Origin of the sequence: Sphingobium sp. MI1205, from assembly GCF_001563285.1 — a bacterium.
In the GTDB taxonomy this organism is placed as follows: Bacteria; Pseudomonadota; Alphaproteobacteria; order Sphingomonadales; family Sphingomonadaceae; genus Sphingobium.
Genome location: NZ_CP005188.1, coordinates 1,069,043 through 1,091,878 on the forward strand (window position 1 = coordinate 1,069,043; position 22,836 = coordinate 1,091,878).

The following is a 22,836-nucleotide window of genomic DNA, read 5'->3' on the forward strand; positions in this document are numbered from 1 at the left end:
GGCTTTTTCCGTGAGTGCGTCCCAGATGATTAAATTCCACGCGGCCCTGGCCGCGCTTGCCCTTTGTGGTTCGATGTCGGCCCGCGCTGCCGATGGCGTCAAGGCAACGGCATCCGATGTGCGGCGGGAAAGCGGCGACCCTCAGCCGCAAATGGCGACGAGATCAGAGGCGGCGACGCGAGTCATGGACTGGATCGCCGCCACTGGAGACAACCGATCGCTTCCCTATGTCATCATCGACAAGGTTGCGGCCCGCGCTTTCCTGTTCGACGCGAAGGGCAAAAATGTTGCCGACGCCCCGATACTGATCGGTATCGCCGCAGGGGATGACGCCACGCCGGGCGTCGGCAAAAAAAGCCTGGCGGAGATAGGCCCCGCTGAAAAGACGACGCCTGCTGGCCGTTTTCTGGCGAAGTTCGGGCTGGCTGCCGGAAACCAGAAAGTGCTGTGGGTCGATTATGCGACGTCGGTGGCGCTGCACACCATTCCAAGCGGAAATCCCAAGGAACGCCGCCGCGCCCGGATATTGTCGCCCACGATAGAGGACAACCGCATAACATTCGGCTGCATCAACGTGCCCAAGGCATTTTATAATGGCCATCTCCGCAAGCTGCTTCGGCGGAAGGGCGGCTATGTTTATGTGCTGCCCGACACCAGGTCGCTTGAGGAGGTTTTTCCACCGATACGGGTGCAGCCCTTTCTCACCTCAACAATGTGAAGATTGTGGCGGCGGTAATCGGAAATGCTCCGGGAGAGAATGGATATGATGTTTCGGACGGCGCTCCCTCTGGCGGCCGTTGCAGCGATTGGCCTTTCCGCCGCTCCAGCCTCGGCCGGTTTCTATTCCGGTGAGCAGTTGCTGGAAATCTGCACGACCAAGCGCGCGACCCCGGATTATCTGGAAAAGACATATGAATGCGTCGCCTACATCACTGGCGCGGTCGATGCCTTCAACACCACGCGTGAGGTCAATAAGCTCAAAAGCTGCATCCCCGGCAAAGTAACCGTCGGTCAGCTTAGAGAGGCTACCGTCGATTACCTGCTCGCCAATGCGAAGGAACGGGACAAATCTGCTTCAACCCTGGTATTCGCAGCGACGCGCAAGGCATGGCCTTGTCCGAAGGGCAAGGCGAAATCCAGACGCTGAACCGGGCCGCATCGGACACGTGCGCTAACTGATCGTCACCACTCTTGCAGAGCCGGTCCGGTCGAGCGGCTTTACCACCACCTTGTCGTCCATGCGGTCGAACGCGATGTCGACGGACGCATCGCCCACGCGCAAGCCATAAAGCCTCAGTTCCTGAAGGAAGCGGGGCAGGGCGGGTTGCTGCAACGATATTTCCGAAGTCGCCACGTCGAAACCCAAGCCCAGGCTGGACTGGATCAATGACAGCGGCGCAGCGGCCGACCAGGCCTGCGGGGTGCAGGCGACCGGATAGAAAGTCGGCCCCTGCGCGCGACGGCGGGGAAATCCGCAGAACAGCTCCGGCAACCGCATCAGATCGACATAGGTGGCCGCAGCAAACAACCCTTCGAATATCTTCGCGGCCTCCTGCCTGTAGCCATAGCGTGAGAAGCCTGCTGCGATCAGGGCATTGTCATGCGGCCAGATCGAGCCGTTATGGTAGCTCATGGGATTATAGCGCGCTTCGGTGGACGCGATCGTCCGCACGCCCCATCCTGAAAAGGACGCTGGAGCCATGAGCGTCCGAACCACTGATTCCGCCCGTTTCTCCAGCGCCAGGCCGGTGAACAGCACATGCCCCGCATTGGATGACCGGACACGGCAGGGCTTTTTCTCCCCATCCAGCGCAAGCACATAGGTGCCAAGCTGGGCGTCGAAAAAGGCGGCGTCGAAAAGGTCGCGGAAACGGTCGGCACGCCCCTCATAATGTTGGCTGCGTGCGCTGTCGCCCAGGGCGGAAAAGATAGCTTCGGCTGCTCTCCACGCGCCATAGACATAGGCCTGCACCTCGGCGAGCGCGATCGGCCCGTGCGCGATCGACCCGTCGGCGTGGAAAACGGAATCATGGCTGTCCTTCCAGCCCTGGTTCTGGAGGCCCTGATCGGTCAGTCGCCCATATTCGACGAAGCCGTCTCCATCGCGGTCGCCATGCTCGTCGATCCACTGCAACGCCGCCTCCACGTGCGGCAACAGCGTGGCGATGAAGTCAGCATCGCCTGTGCGTTCCAGATAAGCGCCAGCCAGCATGACGAACAAAGGCGTTGAATCGATGCTGCCATAATAATGGCGGAACGGCACTTCGCCCAGTTCCGCCATTTCGCCATGGCGCACTTCGTGCAGGATCTTGCCGGGTTCAGCGTCGGCAGCGGCGTCGAAAGCCGTCGCCTGATGCTTCGCCAGATAGCCCAGCACGCCCTTGCTGATTTCTGGGTCCATCCACAGCGTTTCGAGCGCGGTGATGATGCCGTCGCGTCCGAAAACCGTGCTGAACCAGGGAATGCCCGCATAGGGATAAGGGCCATGTTCGGTATCGGTCGACAGCATGCTGATGTCGGCGACCGACCGGCGCGTCACCTCATCAAACAGGGCGTTGGACGACCTGACCGAGGCTCCACGCGCGCGCGCCTGCTTCAACGATTGCATGGATTCGCGCAGCGCTTTCAGGAACTGGCGCGAAAAGGGGGTGGGGAGCAATTCCTGGCGCTCGCACGCGATGCGCATGTACAACGTGCGCCGTTCGCCTGGCGGCACGGTCACTTCGAACGCCGCATGACTGTCGGTAAGCACCTGTGGTTGCGGATCGAAGCACAGATGGGTTTCACGCCTGCGTGCATCGCGCCCTTCATAGGTCAGCAGCACATCAGCGTCGCCGACGACCGGCGGCTTCATCTCGCCCTTGCGCAGCCGGGTCATGCCGCGAATTTCGAACAGGTCGGCGAAATCGGCGGCAAAGGCGATGTTGATCCTTACCGCTCTGAGTTCGGTGTCGAAATTTCGTATCGTGATCCGTTCATGAACCGCGCCCTTCCAAAGAAAGCGCGTGCGGCGCAGATGGATCAGGTCGTGCTCCACTGCCACCCGACCATCATCGCCCGCGAAATCGGGGTTGGTAAGGTCGCATGTCAGCATCGCATTATCGTCGCGCAGGGCTGAACTGAGCAGGATCGGTCGCGATCCGTTGACCGTCAGGTACAGATGCGACAAATGCCGCGTATCCCGATGATACAGCCCCTCCGGGCTGCCCGGTCCCGCGATCGCGTCTCCGCTATGATCAAAGACGGCGAAACTGTCCCCATGCTTCAACGTCCGCGGGCGCCGCTCATGGAGCGACGCCGTTGCGGGAATGAAGAATTGGGTTTGTTGCTGGGACAGGGACTTTGCCGGTTCGGTTACCAGGGCCTCTGGCTGCAACTGGCTCGCCATTATGCGACTCTCCTTATCCGACCGCTTGAAGGTGAAGCTCCGTTTCCTCCCCGCGCTCTCGCCGAAGCCGCGCGGCGTCGGTCCGTGCGCCGGGCAGGGCACGATAAAGCCGCACATAGTCCGCCGCCATCCGTTCTGCCGTGAAACGTGCGTCAAAGGCGGCACGCACCCCGCGGCGGTCCAATTCGCCAAGCCGTGCAACGGCTTCGACGGCCTGATCCTCATTATCCACGATGAAGCCCGACACGCCATGGTCGATAACCTCCGGCACCGATCCGCATCGGAATGCGATGACCGGCGTGGCGCAGGCCATTGCCTCTATCATGACCAGGCCGAACGGTTCGGGCCAGTCAATCGGGAACAGCAGCGCACTTGCGCCGCCCAGGAAACCCGCCTTCTGCGCTTCGTTGATCTCACCGATAAACTGGACATTGGGATATTGGTTGACGAGGGGGGCGATCTCCTTCTCCCAATAGTCCCGATCCACATTGTCGATCTTCGCCGCGATCTTGAGCGTCTTGCCTGATCGGGCGGCGATGCGGATGGCGCGGTCGGGCCGCTTTTCCGGCGATATCCGGCCGAGGAACGCCAGATAGCCCTCATCCCCGCCGATACGGGCAGGCAAAAGGTCGGAAGGCAGTCCGTGATAGACGGTGCCCGCCCAGTTCACGGGCGGCATCGGCGAGCGCTGGTGATCGGATATCGACACCAGGCTGTGATGCGGGAAGGTGCGGTAGAATGCGGGCAGGTCGGGCAGATCAAGGCGACCGTGCAGCGTGGTGACGCATCTGCCGATAATGTCCTGAACCAATGGCATGTGCACAAGATCGATGTGGAAATGCAGCGCATCGAACTCGTCGGCCCGTCGCCGCACCGCTTCCAGCAGCATGACGTGATAGGGAATCGGATCGCGCACATGTGGATTGAGCCGCAAGGCCATCTCGGCCACCGGCACCAGTTCCGCGCGGGTGACGGAATCGCCGCTCGCGAACAGAGTGACGTCATGACCCTGATCGACAAGGGCCTCTGTCAGATAGGAAACGATACGTTCGGTGCCGCCATAGAGCTTGGGTGGCACGCTTTCGGCAAGAGGGGCAATTTGAGCGATTTTCATGCAGCGATCCTCATGGTTGATCGAACGCCCCCGATTTCGAACGATGCGACTGACACCGCTTAAAGCCGCCAGAGGTGATCGGGTTGCATGCGTTGGCCGCACGGCGAACGATTTCGTCGCAACCGCCTCGGCCCGTCCCGGCTGGGGAGCCGCTCGCATCATTGTCGCGGCGACTGACTTTCGGGTGACATAGTCGGTTGGCATGGCGCGCGATGAACTGGCGGGCCGTTTCGTAAGGGGGGATATGGCCTGAAGAAGCAGGAGAATAGTGTGACTATCCTGGCGATCGATTTCGAAGCGTCCTGTCTGCCCCGGCATGGGCGATCTTTCCCAATTGAGGTGGGTGTCGCGGTCGACGGCTGGAGCGAAAGCTGGCTGATCCGCCCGCATGAAAGCTGGCGCGGATGGGACTGGACTGCTCAGGCGCAGGCCTTGCATGGCCTGACGCTTGAAAGGCTTTATCGAGAGGGATTGCCGGTTGAAGCCGTCTTTGACCGGCTCGTCGCGGCGGTGGACGGACGCCGGGTGGTCGCCGACAGCCATATCGATCAATATTGGCTGGAAACGCTTTCGCGTGCGGCTGGCGAACCGGCGCCCTTCGCCATCGACCATGTGTCCCGTCTGCTCGACGAATATGGCGCACGGGATGAGTGCATTGTGGCGGCAGTCGCCCAAGCCGACGCTCGTCACCCGTTGCGACACCGGGCCGCGTCCGACGCAGCCTGGCTTTCCACCCTGCTCGGCCATGTCGCTCCCGGATCGGCCGTCCCGATGCCGCCGATAATGGCGATGCAGCGCGCCGCCTCGATGAGCTATGGCAACAATTTGTAACATCCGGCATATTTCAGAGACATTTGCCGTGCCTACAGCCTTCGCAATTGCTACGGCTCGCGAAGGAGACGGCTTCAATGTTCCTCATTATCGCCTCGGTCGCGACCGTAACGGCCCCTGACGGCATCCACGGCATTTCCGTGAAGGGCGGATGAGTCGACCATTGATCCTGATTGCCGAGGAACAGCAGGATTTGCGCCATCAGCTGCGCGAATATCTGGAACAGAGCGGCTTTCGCGCCGTGGCCGCCGGATCGGCGTCGGAAATATGGAATGCGATAACGACGATGCCGGTCGGCGCCTTGGTGCTCGACACCGCGTTGCGCGGCCCGGACGGCATGGACCTGTGCCGTGATGTGCGCGAGCGGAGCGATGTGCCCATCATCCTCATCAGCACCAACAGCAGCGAGGTTGATCGAGTCGTGGGCCTGGAACTGGGCGCGGACGACTATATGACCAAGCCGCTTTCCAATCGCGAACTGGCCGCCCGGCTGCGCGCGGTGTTAAGGCGCAGCAGAAACGAGCGCGCAATCGGCCTGCGTTCGCGCAGCGAAGCGCGTTTCGACGGCTGGCGCGTCGATTTCGCCCGTTGTGAGGTGATCGATCAGCAGGGCGAGTCGGTCGCACTGACCGCCGCGGAATTTTCCTTGCTGGCGGTATTGCTGGAGCATTCCCAGACAGTCATCGCGCGCGCGCGTCTCATGGAATTGGCGGGCGTACGCGACGCGCCATCGTCGGATCGCAGTATCGATGTGCTCGTCAGCAGGCTTCGGCGAAAGTTGAGCCGGGGCGGGCGGCCGGCGCCTATCGTCACGGTCCGCGGCGCCGGTTATATGCTGAGCGCGTCCGTCGAACGCCACTGATGCAATTAAACCCTGCCAGACACACTATTTAACAAATCCGCTGCGACGCAGCAAAAGCGCGTTCCTATCCTTCATTGTCACGCTGGTCCGTCCCCCTGACCGGCAACAAACCAGAAGGAGCGAGAAGCCATGAACGAGCTTATTGGTCGCGTGTTCAGCTTCGAGACGAAAGTCTTCCCGAACGAGAGCGCGCTCTACAATCAGCTGGCCAGCGATGGCCAGAGCCCCAAGGCGCTGATGATTTCCTGCGCCGATTCCCGCATCGTGCCGGAACATATCATGCAGGCGCAGCCGGGTGACCTGTTCGTCTGCCGCAATGCTGGCAACATCGTGCCGCCCCATGCCACCCAGAATGGCGGCGTCACCTCGACCGTTGAATATGCGGTCATGGTGCTGGGCGTGCGTGACATCATCGTGTGCGGCCACAGCGACTGTGGCGCGATGAAGGCACTGTCCACCAATGCCGACCTGACCAACATGCCAAATGTTGCTGCCTGGTTACGGCACAGCCATGCGGCGCAGAAAGTCTGCCGCGAAAGCTATCCCGATGACCTCAGCGACGCGGAAAAGCTCCGCAATATGGCGCTGGAAAATGTCGTCACGCAGCTTGCGCACCTCCGCACGCATCCGTCGGTCGCGTCGGGCATCGCTCGCGGCGAAATCGCGCTGCATGGCTGGTATGTGGACATCCACGCTGGTCAGGTGCTGGGCCTCGACGGCGAAACCGGCCGCTTCCTGCCGCTCAGGGAAGGCCAGCCCATGCCGATCGCGCTGCCCCATGGCCGCCGTCTCGCTGCGGAAGCCATTTACGCGCAGGCGGCGGAGTAACCTATGTTGAAAGCTCTTTCCGGCGGCACGTTCAGCCGCGACCTGACTGCCTCCATCGTCGTGTTCCTGGTGGCGATGCCTCTTTGCATGGGCATCGCCGTCGCGTCCGGCGTGCCGCCGGAAAAGGGACTGATCACCGGCATCATCGGCGGCATCGTCGTTGGCATGCTGGCCGGTTCGCCGCTGCAGGTCAGCGGCCCGGCGGCGGGCCTTGCCGTCATCGTCTTTGAAATCGTGCGGGAACAGGGGCTTTCCGCCCTCGGTCCGATCCTGATCCTGGCCGGCGCGATTCAGGTCGTTGCGGGCCTGATGAGGGTCGGCGGCTGGTTCCGCGCCATTTCGCCTGCTGTCGTCCATGGCATGCTCGCCGGCATCGGTGTACTGATCGTGGTCGGGCAGTTCCATGTGTTGTTCGATGACAAGCCGTTGTCCAGCGGTCTGGCCAACCTGATCGCGATGCCGGGCCAGCTTTTCGGCCTCAGTAATCAGGACGCCGCGACCGCTTTCGCCATAGGTCTCGTCACCATCGGCGGCATGCTGGGTTGGGAAAAATTCCGGCCTGCAGCCTTGAAGCTGTTGCCTGGCGCGCTCGTGGGCGTGGTGCTGGCGACGCTCGTGGCCTTTGTCCTCGGACTGCCGGTGGCGCGCGTCGTCGTGCCGGAATCCATCGTCGCGGCCGTGTCGCTGCCCGAACAGGGGCTGCTCCAGCAGTTGATGAACCCGGCCATTCTGACAACGGCAGTCGCCATCGCTTTCATCGCCAGCGCTGAAACGCTGCTGTCGGCGGCGGCGGTCGATCGGATGCATGACGGCGTGCGCACCAACTATAATCGCGAATTGAGCGCGCAGGGCGTGGGCAACCTGCTTTGCGGCTTTGCAGGCGCGCTGCCGATGACCGGCGTGATCGTCCGCAGTTCCGCAAACGTCCAGGCGGGCGCAAAGACGCGTATGTCCGCAATCCTGCACGGCTTCTGGATCTTGGGCTTTGTCGCTCTGCTTCCCTGGTTGCTGCGGGAAATCCCGATGGCCGCTCTGGCGGGCATATTGGTCGTGACTGGCGTGCGGCTGGTCAGCGTGGACCATGTGAAGCACCTGCTGCATCGCTACGGCCCGCTTCCGGCGGTCGTGTGGGCAGCGACGTTGATCATGGTCGTCACCACCGATCTGCTGACCGGCGTGCTGGTGGGCATCGGCCTGTCATTGCTCGAACTTCTCCCCCATGCGCGCCGCCTGGGTCTGCGCCTGGACGAAGATCATAGCGATGACGCGCATGAGGTCGCGCTGCATGGCACCGCTACCTTCCTGACCCTGCCCAAATTGTCGGCCAGGCTGGAAGCGGTTCCCGCTGAACGCTCGGTCATCCTGAATGTCGAGCGTCTGCTGCACATCGATCATACATGCGCCGAGATGGTGCGAGAGTGGATCGACCGCAGGCGCGGCACGGGCGCAACCGTCGAGCTGTCGGGCGCAACCGGACGACTTCGCAACCTCGCCGCCTGAACCCCACCCCCTTCCAGGCGACGTGAGCCGTCGCGCCAATCCCGATGGCGCGGCGGCTCTATTTTTGCCCGGCGTTATCCAGAAACATAGTAGCAATGTATAGCATTCAAATAGAAACCTAATGTGGCATTTTTGGCACGGTCGTCTTTTCTCCTTCGCACTTGCGGCAATAACCGTATCGCTTTGCGCCGCAGCATAATAGTCTGTGCTCAATCCGCCGGTAATCGACGACGAACAGATCGTTGAGCCAGAGTGGACGCAGGACGGAACATTCTTACCAAAAAGGGGAATGTTTCATGAAATATCAAATCGCCTGTGCTGCCCTCGCCCTGATGTCGAGCGCGCCGGCATTTGCCCAGGAAGAAGCCGAAGGTCCCGTCACCGTGTCGGGTAGCGTCGCGCTGGTTTCTGACTATCGCTTCCGCGGCGTTTCGCAGACCGACAAGGGCATGGCCATTCAGGGCGGCATCACCGCCACGCATGAAAGCGGCCTCTATGCAGGCACCTGGGGTTCGAACCTCGGCGGTTGGGGCCGTTTCGGCGGCGCCAACATGGAACTCGACCTGTTCGCCGGTTACGCCGTTCCTCTGGGCGGCGCGACGCTGGACGTCGGCCTGACCTGGTACATGTACCCGTCGGGTGCGGACACCACCGACTTCGCTGAACCCTATGTGAAGCTGTCGAGCCAGCTCGGTCCGGTCAAGGGCCTGCTCGGTGTTGCCTATGCTCCCAAGCAGGAAGCGCTGGGTAACTGGTGCAGCGACGCAGCTTGCACGATCGCCAACCCGGGTGACAAGGAAGACAATCTGTACATCTGGGGCGACATCAGCGGTTCGGTGCCCGGCACGCCCGTCTCGCTGAAGGCTCACCTGGGTTATTCGGCCGGCAACCCCGGCCTCGGCCCGAACGGCACATCGATTGCGCCGACCGGAAAGTATCTCGACTGGATGGTGGGCGCCGACGTCGCCATCCCCGGCACGCCGCTGACCGCGGGCATCGCCTATGTCGACACCGACATCGCGCGCGTCGAGGAAAACTACATCCGTCCAAACTTCATGGTCAATGACGGCAAGGACTTCGGCAAGTCGATTGCTCGCGGCCAGGTCGTGTTCTCGCTGACCGCAGCGTTCTGATCCGGTAATGCCGGGCCCGGTTCGCCGGGCCCGGCATCACTACTTCTGCAATCCAAAAATTGTCCGCAGGATGACAAAGCATTGCTGATCCTGTCTCAATGCGTTTCTGTGGCAACGTCTGGTTGACCCTTCATCCAGTGACCCTTATCCCGCGACACATGAGCCCATTTCGCCGCGTGAACTTCCTGGGATGACCGCACCCACGATCATTCTGGTAGAAGATGACCCGCCGCTGCGCACCCTGACGGCGCGGGCGCTCCAGGAACATGGCTATCAGGTCCGGCCTGCATCATCCGGTCCCGAAATGTGGGTTGCGTTCGACGCTGGCCCGGTTGACCTTGTCGTGCTCGACGTCATGCTTCCGGGCACCAACGGCATCGATCTTTGCCGCCAGATCCGCCGCAAGAGCGACGTTCCCATCATCTTCATCAGTGCCAAGGGCAGCGAGACCGATCGCATCGTCGGTCTTGAACTGGGCGCGGACGATTATCTTCCAAAGCCCTTCGGCACGCGCGAACTGATCGCCCGCATCCGCGCGATCCTGCGCCGCGTCGGCGTGGAGCGCGGGCCTGACGAGCATCGGGAAAATGAAGCGCGCTTCGACGGTTGGGTCGTCAACTTTCCCCGCCGCGAACTGCGCTCTCCCACCGGCGCCATCGTGGACCTCACGGGTGCGGAATTCGACCTGCTCGGCTCTTTCCTCAGCCACCCGCAGCGCGTGATCGCTCGCGAGCGCCTGATCGAACTGTCACGGACGCGCATGGGTGACAGTTCGGATCGCAGTATCGACGTGCTGGTCAGCCGCCTGCGCCGCAAGCTGTCCCTTGAGGGCAGGACCGCGCCGATCACGACCGTGCGGGGCGTCGGCTATATGTTCAATGCAGAGGTCAGCCGCGCTTGAGGCTTCATGTCAGTCGGTCGGTAGGTCTTGTCGGCCGGCTTCTGGCGATCCTGCTGTTGACGCTGACCCTGGAATTCGCGGTCGGCACGCTGATCTACGAGCGTGCGGGCCATCTTTCGCTTCAGGATGACGAGGCGCGGCGGCTCGCCGAGCATCTCGTCATCGCCCGGAAGCTGGTGGCGGAGCAACCACCGTCCGAGCGGCATGCGATGTCGATCCAGCTTACCACCGACCGCTATGACATTCATTGGACCCCGGCTTCTCCGCCGCCGCCGCCGCTGGCCCCTGAACTGCAGCGGATGCGCCGTCAGATCGTCACCTGGGAACCCAGCCTGGAGCAATCGAACCTGTGGTTGCGGCTGGCTGCGCCGGGGCGCGTTTCGCAAATCAATGGCGGACTGCAACTGCGGGACAAAAGCTGGCTCTATTTCGGTATGCGCCATACCGGGGGGCAATGGACCTTCACCATCGGGCGGATGGGCCTCGCTCTCTTCCCGCTCGTCGCGCTGATGGTGGCCGGCGGCATGCTGATCCGCCGGACGCTGGCGCCGCTCCGTGACCTCAAAAAGGCGACCGAGCATATCGGCCTCAGCGACGAGGTGATCGTAGAGGAAGGCGGCACCAGCGACGTGCGCGATCTCATCCGCGCATTCAACGACATGCAGAAACGCATCCACCGGCTGATAACGGAACGCACCGAAACGCTGGCGGCGGTCGGCCACGACCTGCGCACCCCGCTTTCCCGGTTGCAGCTGCGTCTTGAAGCGATAGACGATGCCGAGGCCAGGGACGCGATGAGCGGGGATCTGGCCGAGATGGAGGCGATGATCGATTCCCTGCTGGCCTTCCTGGGCGGTGAGAAGAACGGCGAACCCCTGGTCCGCACTGACATTGCCGTGACCGTAGCGACGGTCGTCGATGCCTTTCAGGATCAGGATGCGGACGTCACCTATGATGGCCCGGATCATCTGGAAATAAATGCCCATCCGATGCTGCTTCGTCGCGCAATCATCAACCTTGTCGAAAACGCTCTGCATTATGGCCACCGCGCGGAGGTCAGCGTCGAGCGGCGGAGTGACGAGGTGCTCATCCGTGTCGATGATGACGGACCGGGTATTCCTGAAGACAAGCTGGAAGAAGTGTTGCGGCCTTTCGCGCGACTGGATCAGGCGCGGCAGCGGAACACGCGCGGACTGGGCCTGGGCCTGGCCATCGTCGCCAAGGCGGTGGACCAGGAGGACGGGACTTTGACGCTGTCCAACCGGCCGGAGGGCGGATTGCGCGTCGAAATCCGATTGCCACAGCCCGCCGCGCCCGAAAAAAGGCGCTGAGCCTTTCTCTTCGTCCTGACAAAAGAGAAACTGTCAGAGTCCAAGCAAAAGTCGTTTATAGCTCTTGCCAAGCTGGTCTATGCCCGGCTCGGGTTGAACAAGAGGCGTATATGACCGCAGACGGCGAAGGCGAAGATCAGGTTCTGGACGGCTATTGGGATATTGGCCGGCTGGTGAGTGATCTGGGCGCGGTGCGCGGCCGTTGGCGGCAGGCGCAGCAGCATCACGCTGAATATGGCGCGGAAGGATTCCCTTCACGAGCCAGCCTCATGAAGATTACGCATGCCCTATGCAGCGCGCTGTTTCCGCTTCGCCTCGGCCCCAATACTATTCGCGTTCATAATGAAGATGCGTTCGTGGCCGAGACCCTTCAGACCGCGCTCAGCCGGCTTTACCGCCAGATCCGCCTTGAACTGCTTTACGCCATGCATGATCGCGCACCGGCTGAAATCGACGCGGAAGCGGCGCGCATCATCGGCGCTTTCGCCGAAAGCCTGCCCGGAGTACGCGAACTGCTCGACAGCGATGTGGAGGCCGCATTCCTGGGTGATCCAGCCGCCCGCAGCATGGACGAGGTGCTGATCTGCTATCCCTCGATGCTGGCGATCATCCACCACCGGCTGGCCCACCGGCTCTATGATCTGGGCGCGCCGCTGGTCGCGCGGATCACTTCCGAAATCGCTCATTCGCAGACCGGGATCGACATCCACCCCGGCGCGCGGATCGGCCACAGTTTCTTCATCGATCATGGGACGGGCGTCGTCATCGGCGAAACGGCGATCGTGGGGGACAGGGTGCGGCTGTATCAGGGGGTGACGCTGGGCGCGCGCAGCTTCCCCGCCGATGAGAAAGGGGCGCTTGAAAAGGCGCTGCCCCGCCACCCGATCATTGAGGATGACGTCGTCATCTATGCAGGCGCCACCATATTGGGGCGCATCATCATCGGCAGCCGCTCGGTGATCGGCGGCAATGTCTGGCTGACTGACAGCGTGCCTGCCGACAGCAATGTGCGCCAGGCAAAGGCGCAATATGAAGTGACGAGCCGTGTGGAAGTCTCCGCGCCGCACAGGGTTCACGGCCTGCGCGACGGCTTTGCGGAGAATATTTGAGAGCGGTTGCGCCACTGTGTGACATCGCAACCTCCCACATCCGTTCGGGCTGAGCTTGTCGAAGTCCACTCTTAGCGCCCTTCGACAAGCTCAGGGCGAACGGATGTTGAGGCTTAGGCGGCACCCGTTAGCCTAATTCCCTCTGCAACTGTCGCCTTCCCCGGCAATCAGGTCCAGGCATCGCCCGTCAATCTCGTCGCGGGGCACCGGCAGGTCAATGAGCGCGGCCAGCGTCGGCATGATGTCCACCGTTTCCACCGCCAGCGGCTGTTCAAAATGGCGCATGCCCTTGCGCCAGAAGAGGATCGGAACCCGGCGATCCCCGTCCCATGGCGACCCATGGGTCGCAACATAACCATGGGCCGGATCGGCGATTGGCGTGACATGGGATTTCAGCAGCAGCATAAGGTCGCCGGACCGTTCAGGGTCGAAGCTGGCGCGGGCTTTTTCCAGCAGGGACCAGTTCTCGGGCGGACCGGAAGGGGAGGGCGCGGCCGCGATCTGGGTCTTGGTAAACACGGCTTCGACCTGGGGATGCGCCCGCAGCAGCGCCAGCGTGGCCGTTTCGACCCTGGCGCGCTGGGCGTGGGTCAGGTCGAGGCTGAAATACAGATCGCCCGATGGGCCATCGCCCCGGACCAGATCCTTGCCGCCGATGCCGGTCTTTGCGGTAACCGCTTCGGACAAGGCGCGCGGCATCAGCGCCCGGTCTACCCGCTGTTCCATCGGCATTGCGTTCTGGCGATGTCGTTCGGGCAGGTCGTGGCCGCCATGATCGGCGGTCAGCACGACGACATAGTCGATCTCCTGCCGGTCCAGCTGATCGAAAAAGGCGCCCAGTTCGCGGTCGATCCGATCGATCTGGATGCAGCTTTCCGTGCCTTCATTGCCATAGGCGTGGCCGATCAGATCCGTGGCGGACAGCCCGATGGAAAGGATGTCCGTCTGCGCCTGCTTGCCCAATCCCATGCTTCCGATGGCGGCTGCGGCAAAGGCCAGCGTCAGCGCGTCCTGCTCCGGCGATGTGCGGAAGGCGTTGAAATTGCCAGCCCCCCGCGCAAAGCGACCGGTGCCGACTGTCTTGCCCGGCCCGGCACTGACGGCAATATCCTTGGCCGCGCATTGCGGCGGCAGGTCAAAGCCGGGATTGGGCGCGGCCAGCCGCTGCACGAAAATCTGGTTCACCCGCTCCACCAGCGGGGGCGTGGGAATGTCGGCATAGCTGACATAGCCCCTGGAGCTTAGCCACCAGACCTGGTCCGCCTTGGCCCCGGCCATCATGATCGCCGCGCGGTCCTTGCCCGCGATGGATACCACGCGCGCCGCCGGATTGGCCGCCTTCATGCGCTGCCCCAGCGTCGGGACGCGCAGATGCACGGGAGAGGCGACATAGTTGGAACTGCTGCTGCCCGGCTGGCCTTCATCTTCGGCACAGTAGATCGTCTTGTCGGAGCGGTCCGTCTTCAGATCCATCCAGCTATTGGCGATGATGCCGGTGCGCGAAGGGCGGCTGCCGGTCAGGATGGTGCTGTGACCGGGGCATGTTTCGGTCGCGGCGTGGCTTTGATAGCCGCGCGGGAACACTGCGCCCTCGCTCAGGCGCTTCAGGCCGCCGCTGTAAAAGGGGCGATATTCGTTGAACAGGTCCGCGGAAAACTGGTCGACCGAAATGGCGATGATCAGCCGGGGTTGCGCGGCCGCCGGGGCGGTACTGGCCGCAGGTTGGGCGAGCGCGGGCAGCGGCGCTGCCAGCAGCAGGGCGGCGATCGCCTTCTTCAACATATATTCTGACCCCTTCTGATGCCTTGACGGCGGGTGCAGGCAGACCTAGCCCGCTCTCATTCACCCGAACAGAGGCCCGATGCGGATTTTCCATGTCCTTCTGATGACGCTGGCGCTCTTTTTCGAGCCTGCTGTCTATGCGCAGGGCGCGTTCGGGACCGGCGCGCCGCATATCGCCGCGCAACTGGTGGCTGAAAGCGCCACGCCCGCGCCGGGCCGCACCACCAGCATCGCCTTTGCCATGACACCGGAATCGGGCTGGCACGGCTATTGGCAAAATCCTGGCGACGCGGGGCTGGGCATGACCGTCAAATGGGTGCTGCCCAAGGGCGTCGGCATAGGGCAACTGCGCTATCCAGTGCCCGAAACGCTTCTGATTTCCGGCCTGATGAACCATGTCTATGAAGGTCCCTATGCCATCCTGGCGCCGCTGACCGTCGCGCCGGATGTGGCCGTCGGGACGCGCCTGCCCATAAGCGGGCGTGCGGAGTGGCTCGCCTGCACCGACAAGATCTGCGTGCCGGAAAGCGCGGAAATCTCGCTGGATCTCGTCGCTGGCGATGGCGCGGTGACCGCCGCCGCGCTGGCGCGCTTCGATGGCTGGCGCGCCCATCTGCCACGGCCTCTGGGTAGCCGGGCGAGCTATGCGGTTGTTGACGGCAAGTTGCGGCTGTCGGTTCCGTTTCCGGCGGATGCGGCGGCGGCCGATGTCCATCTTTTCCCGCTCGAAGAGGGTTTGGCCCGCTACGCCGCGCCCCAGACCGTCAGCCGCCAAGGCGATCGCCTGCTCATCGAGACCGATGCGGCCCAGCCCATGAAGGGCGGCGCGGTGCAGGCGGTGTTGCGCACCGGCGATCATGTCGGCTTTCTGCTTACGGCCGCTCCCGGCGCTGTGGATGCGCCTGCATCCGGCCAACTGTCCGCCACCTTGATCGCGCTGGGCGGTGCGATTCTCGGCGGCCTGCTGCTCAACATCATGCCTTGCGTTTTTCCGATCCTGGGGCTGAAGGCGCTCAAGCTCGCGCGTGCGGGCGGCGATGAACGCAGCGTGCGGCGGGAGGCGCTTGCCTATGCCGCGGGGGTCATCCTCACCTGTCTCGCCTTGGGCGCCTTGCTGCTGGCGGTCAGGGCCGCGGGGGTCGCGGTCGGCTGGGCCTTCCAGTTGCAGGACCCGCGCGTCATCCTCTTGCTGCTGCTGCTGGTCACAGCCGTCGCCTTCAACCTTGCCGGGCTATTCGAACTCAGCGCCTTTGGCGGCGGCGAAAAGCTGGCGGGCAAGGCGGGTGTTGCGGGTGCATTCTGGACAGGCGCGCTGGTCGCCTTCGTCGCGACGCCCTGCACTGGCCCCTTCATGGGCACGGCGATGGGGGCGGCGTTGGTACTGCCGGTCGCTGCCGGGCTGGCGCTATTCGCAGGGCTGGGCTTCGGCCTTGCGCTCCCCTTCCTCCTGCTCGCCTATATCCCCTCTCTGCGCACCCGGCTGCCGCGCCCCGGCCCCTGGATGGCGACGTTTCAGAAGATTCTTTCCGTGCCGATGTTCCTCACGGCGGTCGGGCTGCTTTGGCTGCTCGGCCAGCAGCGCGGGGTCCCGGCGATGAGCATCGGCCTCGCCACGGCGCTGCTGCTGGCATTGCTGCTCTGGTGGCTGGGGGTACGCCAGCATCGGGGCAAGCGCGGCGGCCGCATCGTCGGTCTGCTCTCGCTGTTGCTGCTGGGCGCGGGGGTGGCCCTGTTGCCCGCTCGCGCCGCCAGCGTGGCGCAGGCGCAGGATGGGGAAACGCCGTTCGACGAGGCCCGGCTCGCCAGCCTGCGTGGTGCGGGAAAGCCGGTCTTCCTCTATTTCACCGCCGACTGGTGCCTGACCTGCAAGGCGAACGAAGCATCCGCCATCGACCGTGCCCAAACGCGCGACGCCTTTGCAAAGGCTGGCGTGACAGTGATGGTAGGCGACTGGACCAATGCCGATCCCGCGATCACCCGTTTCCTTGAGGCGCAGGGCCGTTCGGGCGTTCCGCTCTATCTCTGGTACGCGCCCGGACAGCCGCCGCAGACATTGCCGCAGCTATTGACCGTCTCCACCCTCACGGCCTTGGTGCGCTGATGGCGAAGGTGCGGGCGGACCAGCTGCTTGTGGATCGGGGCCTCGCCGAAAGCCGGGCACGGGCGCAGGCGTTGATCCTCGCCGGTCTCGTGTTCCTGGGCGACCGCAAGATCGAAAAGGCGGGCCAGCAGGTCGCGCAGGACGCCGATCTGGATGTGAAGGGCCGCGACCATCCCTGGGTCTCGCGCGGCGGCATAAAGCTCGCCCACGCCATCGACCATTTCGCGCTGGACGTCACCGGCATGACTGCCATGGATGTCGGCAGCTCGACCGGCGGCTTCACCGACGTACTGCTGACCAAGGGCGCGGCGCGTGTCTATGCCGTGGACAGCGGCACCAATCAGCTCGCCTGGAAGCTGCGCTCCGACCCTCGCGTCATCGTCCATGAACAGACCAGCGCGCGGATCCTCACCGCCGCCCACATCCCCGAAGCCGTGGACATCATCGTGTGCGACGCCAGCTTCATCTCGCTGGCCAAGGTGCTGGAGCGGCCGATCAGCTTCGCTCGGCCGGGCGCGCATCTGGTCGCGCTCATCAAACCGCAGTTTGAGGCTGGGCGCGAGGAAGTGGGCAAGGGCGGAGTCGTGCGCGATCCGGCCATTCACGCGCGCGTGTGCGAAGAAGTCAGCGCATGGCTGACCGGGCAGGGCTGGACGGTCGTCGGCGTGACGGCCAGTCCGATCACCGGGCCGCAGGGCAATATCGAGTTTTTGATCTACGCTTCGCTTGGTGGATAATCCGGCTGCATTCGTTATTCCCGGTGCAATTACATTTCGCGACAAATGCTCCAGTTGTATCGCTCGCAAAGGCCCGATAGCCCTTCCACATGCGCCCATCCCTGATCCTTGGCCTTTTTCTGCTGACCCTCTCCGGCTGCGCTGCGGAAAAGGAGCAAAAAGCGCGTCCGCCCGCCCTTGTCGAAGCCGCGCCGATCCGGTTTGCGACCTTCACCGACGATCTGGAAGCGGTCGGCACCGCGCTCGCTAATGAACAGGTGATATTATCCGCGCCGGTGACGGAGCGGATCACCTCGATCAACTTCACCGATGGCGGCTTCGTCAACCGTGGCCAGGTGATCGCAGAACTGGCGGTGGGACAGGAACGGGCCGAACTGGCGGCCGCCGAAGCCCAGGCCCTTCAGGCGACCCAGCAGCTTGAACGGATAGAGGCGCTCAAAAAACGCGGCTTCGCCACCACCGCCAGTCTGGATCAGCAAGTCGCCGCCGCCGGTTCCGCCCGCGCAAATGCGCAACTCGCCCGCGCCTCGATCGGGGATCGGGTCATCCGCGCCCCATTTGCCGGTTGGGTCAGCCTGCGCACGGTGTCGCCGGGCGCTATCGTCTCGGCAGGGACGCCCATCGCCACGGTTAGCGATATTTCCCGGATAAAGCTGGACTTTACCGTGCCGGAAACGCGTCTGTCGATGATCCGCCAGGGGCAGCCAATCAGGGCGGTTTCGTCCGCTTATCCCGACCGGCCCTTCACCGGCACCATCGCCACCATCGACCCGGTGATCGACCCGGCGACCCGCGCCGTCCGGGTCCGCGCGATCCTGCCCAATCCCGATCGGGCGCTGAAGCCCGGCATGCTGTTGACCGTGCGCGTCATGTCTCGCCAGCGCCAGTCGCTCGCCGTGCCCGAACTGGCGCTGGTCGGGGATGGGGAGGAACGTTTCCTGTTCCTTGTCGAAGACGGCAAGGCGAAGCGGATCAAGGTGGAAACCGGTATCCGGCAAAATGGCCTGGTCGAAATCCTGAACGGCGTCAGGCCGGGCGCGAATGTGGTGACGGAAGGCGTCGTCAAACTGACCGATGGCGTGCCCGTGCGACTGCCCGGCGACAGGAACGGACCGGCCGCGAAGATGGCGGACCGTTCCGCGACCGGCGCATAAGGGGCGCGCGGTGCAGCTGTCCGACATTTCCGTCCGCCGCCCGGTCTTCGCGGCGGTCATCGCCGTCCTGCTGTGCATCGTTGGCGTGGTCGGTTATCTCAGCCTGTCGGTCCGCGAATATCCCGATACCGATCCGCCGATCGTTTCGGTGGAAACCAGCTACACCGGCGCTGCGGCCTCTGTCGTCGAAACGCGCATCACGCAGCTGATCGAAGACGCCGTTGCGGGCGTTCAGGGCATTCAGACCATCAGTTCGACGTCGCGGGACGGCACATCGGCGATCAGCATCGAATTTGACCCTTCGCGCGATATCGATTCGGCCGCCAATGATGTGCGCGACCGCGTGGGTTCCGTGACCGAAGATCTGCCCGAAGATGCGCTGGCGCCTGAAATCCGCAAGGTGGACGCCGACGCGCGCTCGATCCTGTATATCGTCTTCACCCGGCCCGGCTGGACTCCGACCCAGATCGCCGACTATCTCGACCGAAACGTCATCGACCGCTTTTCCGCCATCGATGGCGTCGCGCGCGTCAATGGTGGCCGGGATGAACGGCCCTCTACCCGTATCTGGCTGAATGCCGAAAAGCTGGCGGCCTTCAGCCTGACGCCGACGGACATCGAAAACGCCCTTCGCGCGCAGAATGTCGAACTGCCGGCAGGACGCTTTGAGTCGAAGGACCAGAACCAGACCCTGCGTGTCGAGCGCGCCTTTTCCACCCCCGAAACATTCGCGCAGCTTGTCGTTGGGCGCGGGCAGGACGGTTATCAGGTAAAGCTGGGCGATGTCGCCCGGATCGAGGAGGGGGCCGAAAATCCCTATACCTCCTTCCGCTCGAACGGCGCGACCGGCATCGGCGTCGGCATAGTCCGGCAATCGGGCGCCAATACGCTGGAGGTCGCCGAACGGGCCAAGGCGCTGATCGAGGAACTGAAGCCCGACCTGCCGCCGGGGATGAGCGTCAATATCGGCTCGGACGAATCCCTCTTCATCAGTCGCGCGATCGAAAACGTCTATGACACGCTGCTGGAAGCCGCGATCCTCGTCATTCTGGTCATTTTCCTTTTCCTCGGCTCGCTGCGCGCGACCATCATTCCGTCGATCACGGTGCCGATCTGCCTTCTCGCCACCTGCGCCGTGATGTGGCTGCTGGGGCTGTCGATCAATCTGCTGACGCTGCTGGCCTTCGTGCTGGCCATCGGTCTGGTGGTCGATGACGCCATCGTCGTGCTGGAAAATGTCTATCACCGGATCGAACAGGGCGAAGATCCGCTGCTGGCGGCCTATCTTGGCACGCGGCAGGTCGGCTTCGCGATCATCTCGACCACGCTGGTCGTCTGCGCGGTATTCGTGCCCGTGATGTTCCTGGCCGGGCAGACAGGGCTGCTTTTCCGCGAACTCGCCATTGCCATGATCGCGGCCATCGCCTTTTCCGGTTTCATATCGCTCAGCCTCGCGCCGATGCTCTGTTCCAAGCTGCTGCGCCACAGCGAGCGCGGGCGGCTGGCGCGCTGGGGCGATGATCGGTTCCAGCGGCTTGAGTCCGGCTATGCGCGCCTGCTCGACCGGGTGCTGCGGCGTCCCGTCGTGGCGCTGGTCGCGCTGGCCCTGTTTCTTGGCGCGGCTGGCGCGCTTTTCATGACGCTGCCCACCGAACTTGCGCCAGCCGAGGATACCGGCGTGGTGGATGGCCAGGTCGCCGCGCCCGAAGGCACTGGCTTTGACCGGATGAAAGACTATATGCGCGGCATCGAGGACGATCTTCAGCCGTTGCTGAAGGACGGCAGGCTCAAAGTGCTGAACATGCGCACGCCAGCGGGTTTCGGCGCGAGCGATGATTTCAACGGGGGCACCATCATCGCCTTCCTGCGGCCATGGGAAGAACGCACCATCACCACGGCGGAAGTGGCCGACACCATTAACAAGGTGCTTGCCAACCAGACCGGCGTGCGCGGCAATGTCGCTCCGCGATCTGGGCTGGGCCGGGGCAGGGGCCTGCCGGTCAACCTGGTCCTTGCCGGGTCTACCTATGAAGGGCTGGTCGCCGCGCGCGACCGGATCATGGCGGCTGCGGCGAGCAATCCGGGCCTCATCAACCTCGACAGCGATTACAAGGAAACCAAGCCGCAGATGCGGATCGAGGTGGATCAGCAGCGCGCGGGCGACCTTGGCGTGTCGGCGAACGACATCAGCCAGGCGCTGCAGACGCTGCTCGGGTCGCGCCGCGTCACCACCTATGTCGACCGTGGCGAGGAATATCGCGTGCTGGTCCAGGCCGAACGGGAAGGGCGGCAGACCAAGGCCGATCTTGAACGTATCCAGGTGCGCACCCGTACTGGCCAGCTGGTGCCGCTGTCGGCGGTCGTTACCGTTCGTGAAGTCGCTGGGCCGCGCCAGCTCAATCGCTTCAACAAGCTGCGCTCCATCACGCTGACCGCGGCGCTTGCGCCCGGCTACTCGCTGGGTGAGGCGCTTTCCTATCTGGAAACGCAGGCCCGCCAGTCGCCCGAGGTGCTGGCTCTCGGCTATCGCGGGGAAAGCCAGTCGCTGCGGGAAACCGGGGGCGCGATCTGGCTGGTGTTCGGCCTCACTATCGTCATCGTCTATCTGCTTCTGGCCGCGCAGTTTGAAAGCTTCATCCACCCCGGCGTCATTATCGCGACCGTGCCGCTGGCCGTCGCGGGCGGCGTGCTGGGGCTGGCGCTGACCGGCGGGTCGGTCAACCTCTACAGCCAGATCGGCATCGTCATGCTGGTGGGGCTGGCGGCGAAGAACGGCATCCTGATCGTCGAGTTCGCCAACCAGCTGCGCGACGAGGGGATGGAGATCGCGCAGGCCATTCGCCAGGCCGCCGCCCGCCGCCTGCGCCCGATCCTGATGACCTCCATCGCCACGGTGATCGGCGCAATGCCGCTGGTCATTCGCGGTGGGGCGGGGGCGGCTGCGCGCCAGTCGATTGGCGTGGTGGTGGTGTTCGGCGTCTCGCTGGCTACGCTGATTACGCTATTCCTGATCCCTATCCTCTATTCGCGGGTTGCGGGACGAACCGTTTCACCGCAAACCGTTGGTCGGCGGCTTGACACGGCTCTTAAGGATTCGCCCGAAGCCGCCGAGTGAGGATTAGTGGAGCTGCGCCGACGATGAACGAGATCGCGTCCCCGGGTCAGTTGCGCCTGGCCTACCTCCGCTGGGCGCTTGTCACCGTCCCGGCGATTGTGTTCCTGGGCTTTCTGTCCGGCAGGCTCGCCAACAGCGGCTATGGCAATCGCTGGTTCGACGCATTGGTAAAGCCCGACTTCATGCCGCCGGGCTGGGCGTTCGGCGTCGCCTGGACGATCCTGTACATCCTCATGGGGCTGGCGCTGGCCATCGTCATCCATGCGCGCGGCGCGCGGGGGCGGGGCGTGGCCATCATCCTGTTTCTCGTGCAACTGCTGCTCAACCTTGTCTGGTCGCCGCTATTTTTCCGCGCGCATCAGGTGGACAATGCCTTTACGCTTATCCTCGTGCTGCTGGTCGTGGTCGCGGTGACGGCGTTTCTTTTCTGGCGCATCCGCCGGGTCGCGGGGCTGCTACTGCTGCCCTATCTTGCCTGGCTGGGCTTTGCATCGGCCCTCAATTATGAGATCGGCCGCCTTAATCCCGATGCGGAGACACTTGTCGCGCCCGCGCTCAAGACCCAGATATGAACTCTCATGGCGCACCCCCTACGCGCCGGTAATCAAGGATACAGGACATGCAGAGCGAAAACCGCCTTTTCGACGACCTCGCCAAGCTGGTGAACGGCGCCGCTGGAACGGTTGCGGGCATGAGCCGGGAATTTGAAGCCAACGCCCGTGAAAAGGCCAAGGAATGGATCGGCGGCATGGACTTCGTCAGCCGCGATGAATTCGACGCTGTAAAGGCGCTGGCGGCGGCGGCCCGCGAAGAAGTCGAACTGCTCAAGGCCCGGATCGACGCGCTGGAGGGTAGGTCGTCTGAGCCGGTCACCAAGACGGTGCGCTCACCCAAGGGTGGGGCGGCCCCCACGGATTAAGGCTCTCCGTCGCCGACTGTTTAATTTCTGC

At 63.5% G+C, this 22,836-nt stretch carries 19 protein-coding genes; 16 read left to right on the forward strand and 3 right to left on the reverse strand.

Annotated elements, in window-relative coordinates:
• Positions 1-25 precede the first annotated feature (25 nt).
• Entirely contained in the window at positions 26-718 is a 693-nt protein-coding gene (locus tag K663_RS05145; protein ID WP_062114944.1) for a hypothetical protein, read from the forward strand.
• Positions 719-757: 39 nt separating this feature from the next.
• Positions 758-1,147: a Rap1a/Tai family immunity protein gene (locus K663_RS05150; protein ID WP_062114947.1), complete on the forward strand. Its 390-nt coding sequence runs from the start codon at positions 758-760 to the stop codon at positions 1,145-1,147.
• A gap of 24 nt (positions 1,148-1,171) precedes the next feature.
• On the opposite strand, the gene K663_RS05155 is transcribed toward K663_RS05150, so the two are convergent.
• On the reverse strand, positions 1,172-3,391 hold the full coding sequence (locus K663_RS05155) for an amylo-alpha-1,6-glucosidase (RefSeq protein WP_443018999.1): 2,220 nt from the start codon (positions 3,389-3,391) through the stop codon (positions 1,172-1,174).
• Positions 3,392-3,401: 10 nt separating this feature from the next.
• Positions 3,402-4,502, reverse strand: a complete 1,101-nt coding sequence (locus K663_RS05160) for a glycosyltransferase family 4 protein (protein ID WP_062114953.1) — start codon at positions 4,500-4,502, stop codon at positions 3,402-3,404.
• 270 nt (positions 4,503-4,772) lie between these two features.
• On the opposite strand from K663_RS05160, the gene K663_RS05165 reads away from it, so the two are divergent.
• The 8 genes from K663_RS05165 to epsC all read left to right on the forward strand — a co-directional run bounded on the left by K663_RS05165 (position 4,773) and on the right by epsC (position 12,997).
• On the forward strand, positions 4,773-5,333 hold the full coding sequence (locus K663_RS05165; protein WP_083535835.1) for a 3'-5' exonuclease: 561 nt from the start codon (positions 4,773-4,775) through the stop codon (positions 5,331-5,333).
• A gap of 151 nt (positions 5,334-5,484) precedes the next feature.
• Positions 5,485-6,195, forward strand: coding sequence for a response regulator transcription factor (locus tag K663_RS05170; protein ID WP_062114956.1), 711 nt, complete (start codon positions 5,485-5,487; stop codon positions 6,193-6,195).
• A 129-nt stretch (positions 6,196-6,324) separates the two neighbouring features.
• Positions 6,325-7,023 (forward strand): carbonic anhydrase, encoded by a 699-nt coding sequence (locus K663_RS05175; RefSeq protein WP_062114959.1) that lies wholly within the window; start codon positions 6,325-6,327, stop codon positions 7,021-7,023.
• Positions 7,024-7,026: 3 nt separating this feature from the next.
• Positions 7,027-8,523 carry a SulP family inorganic anion transporter gene (locus tag K663_RS05180; RefSeq protein ID WP_062114963.1) on the forward strand — a complete coding sequence of 499 codons (1,497 nt, stop codon included), beginning with the start codon at positions 7,027-7,029 and terminating at the stop codon, positions 8,521-8,523.
• A 296-nt stretch (positions 8,524-8,819) separates the two neighbouring features.
• The gene (locus K663_RS05185) at positions 8,820-9,656 is read left to right on the forward strand and encodes a TorF family putative porin (protein ID WP_062114965.1); all 837 of its coding nucleotides are present in this window, start codon (positions 8,820-8,822) and stop codon (positions 9,654-9,656) included.
• 190 nt (positions 9,657-9,846) lie between these two features.
• On the forward strand, positions 9,847-10,557 hold the full coding sequence (locus K663_RS05190) for a response regulator (protein ID WP_037461781.1): 711 nt from the start codon (positions 9,847-9,849) through the stop codon (positions 10,555-10,557).
• Positions 10,554-11,888 (forward strand): ATP-binding protein, encoded by a 1,335-nt coding sequence (locus tag K663_RS05195; protein ID WP_062114969.1) that lies wholly within the window; start codon positions 10,554-10,556, stop codon positions 11,886-11,888. Before K663_RS05190 ends, K663_RS05195 begins: the two co-directional genes overlap by 4 nt.
• A 110-nt stretch (positions 11,889-11,998) precedes the next feature.
• A complete protein-coding gene (gene epsC, locus K663_RS05200) occupies positions 11,999-12,997 on the forward strand; it encodes a serine O-acetyltransferase EpsC (RefSeq protein WP_062114972.1) in 999 nt (332 codons plus the stop codon).
• Positions 12,998-13,129: 132 nt separating this feature from the next.
• On the opposite strand, the gene K663_RS05205 is transcribed toward epsC, so the two are convergent.
• Positions 13,130-14,779, reverse strand: coding sequence for an alkaline phosphatase family protein (locus tag K663_RS05205; RefSeq protein ID WP_062114980.1), 1,650 nt, complete (start codon positions 14,777-14,779; stop codon positions 13,130-13,132).
• Positions 14,780-14,858: 79 nt separating this feature from the next.
• Between K663_RS05205 and K663_RS05210 the strand changes: the two genes are divergently transcribed.
• The 6 genes from K663_RS05210 to K663_RS05235 all read left to right on the forward strand — a co-directional run bounded on the left by K663_RS05210 (position 14,859) and on the right by K663_RS05235 (position 22,805).
• Positions 14,859-16,880 carry a protein-disulfide reductase DsbD family protein gene (locus tag K663_RS05210; protein WP_062114983.1) on the forward strand — a complete coding sequence of 674 codons (2,022 nt, stop codon included), beginning with the start codon at positions 14,859-14,861 and terminating at the stop codon, positions 16,878-16,880.
• Positions 16,880-17,617: a TlyA family RNA methyltransferase gene (locus K663_RS05215; protein ID WP_062114986.1), complete on the forward strand. Its 738-nt coding sequence runs from the start codon at positions 16,880-16,882 to the stop codon at positions 17,615-17,617. Before K663_RS05210 ends, K663_RS05215 begins: the two co-directional genes overlap by 1 nt.
• A gap of 89 nt (positions 17,618-17,706) precedes the next feature.
• Positions 17,707-18,771, forward strand: a complete 1,065-nt coding sequence (locus K663_RS05220; RefSeq protein WP_062114990.1) for an efflux RND transporter periplasmic adaptor subunit — start codon at positions 17,707-17,709, stop codon at positions 18,769-18,771.
• A 10-nt stretch (positions 18,772-18,781) separates the two neighbouring features.
• On the forward strand, positions 18,782-21,886 hold the full coding sequence (locus tag K663_RS05225; RefSeq protein WP_062114993.1) for an efflux RND transporter permease subunit: 3,105 nt from the start codon (positions 18,782-18,784) through the stop codon (positions 21,884-21,886).
• A gap of 23 nt (positions 21,887-21,909) precedes the next feature.
• Positions 21,910-22,458 (forward strand): TspO/MBR family protein, encoded by a 549-nt coding sequence (locus tag K663_RS05230; RefSeq protein WP_062114996.1) that lies wholly within the window; start codon positions 21,910-21,912, stop codon positions 22,456-22,458.
• Between the two features lie 47 nt (positions 22,459-22,505).
• Positions 22,506-22,805, forward strand: a complete 300-nt coding sequence (locus K663_RS05235) for an accessory factor UbiK family protein (RefSeq protein WP_037461801.1) — start codon at positions 22,506-22,508, stop codon at positions 22,803-22,805.
• The last annotated feature ends 31 nt before the right edge of the window (positions 22,806-22,836 follow it).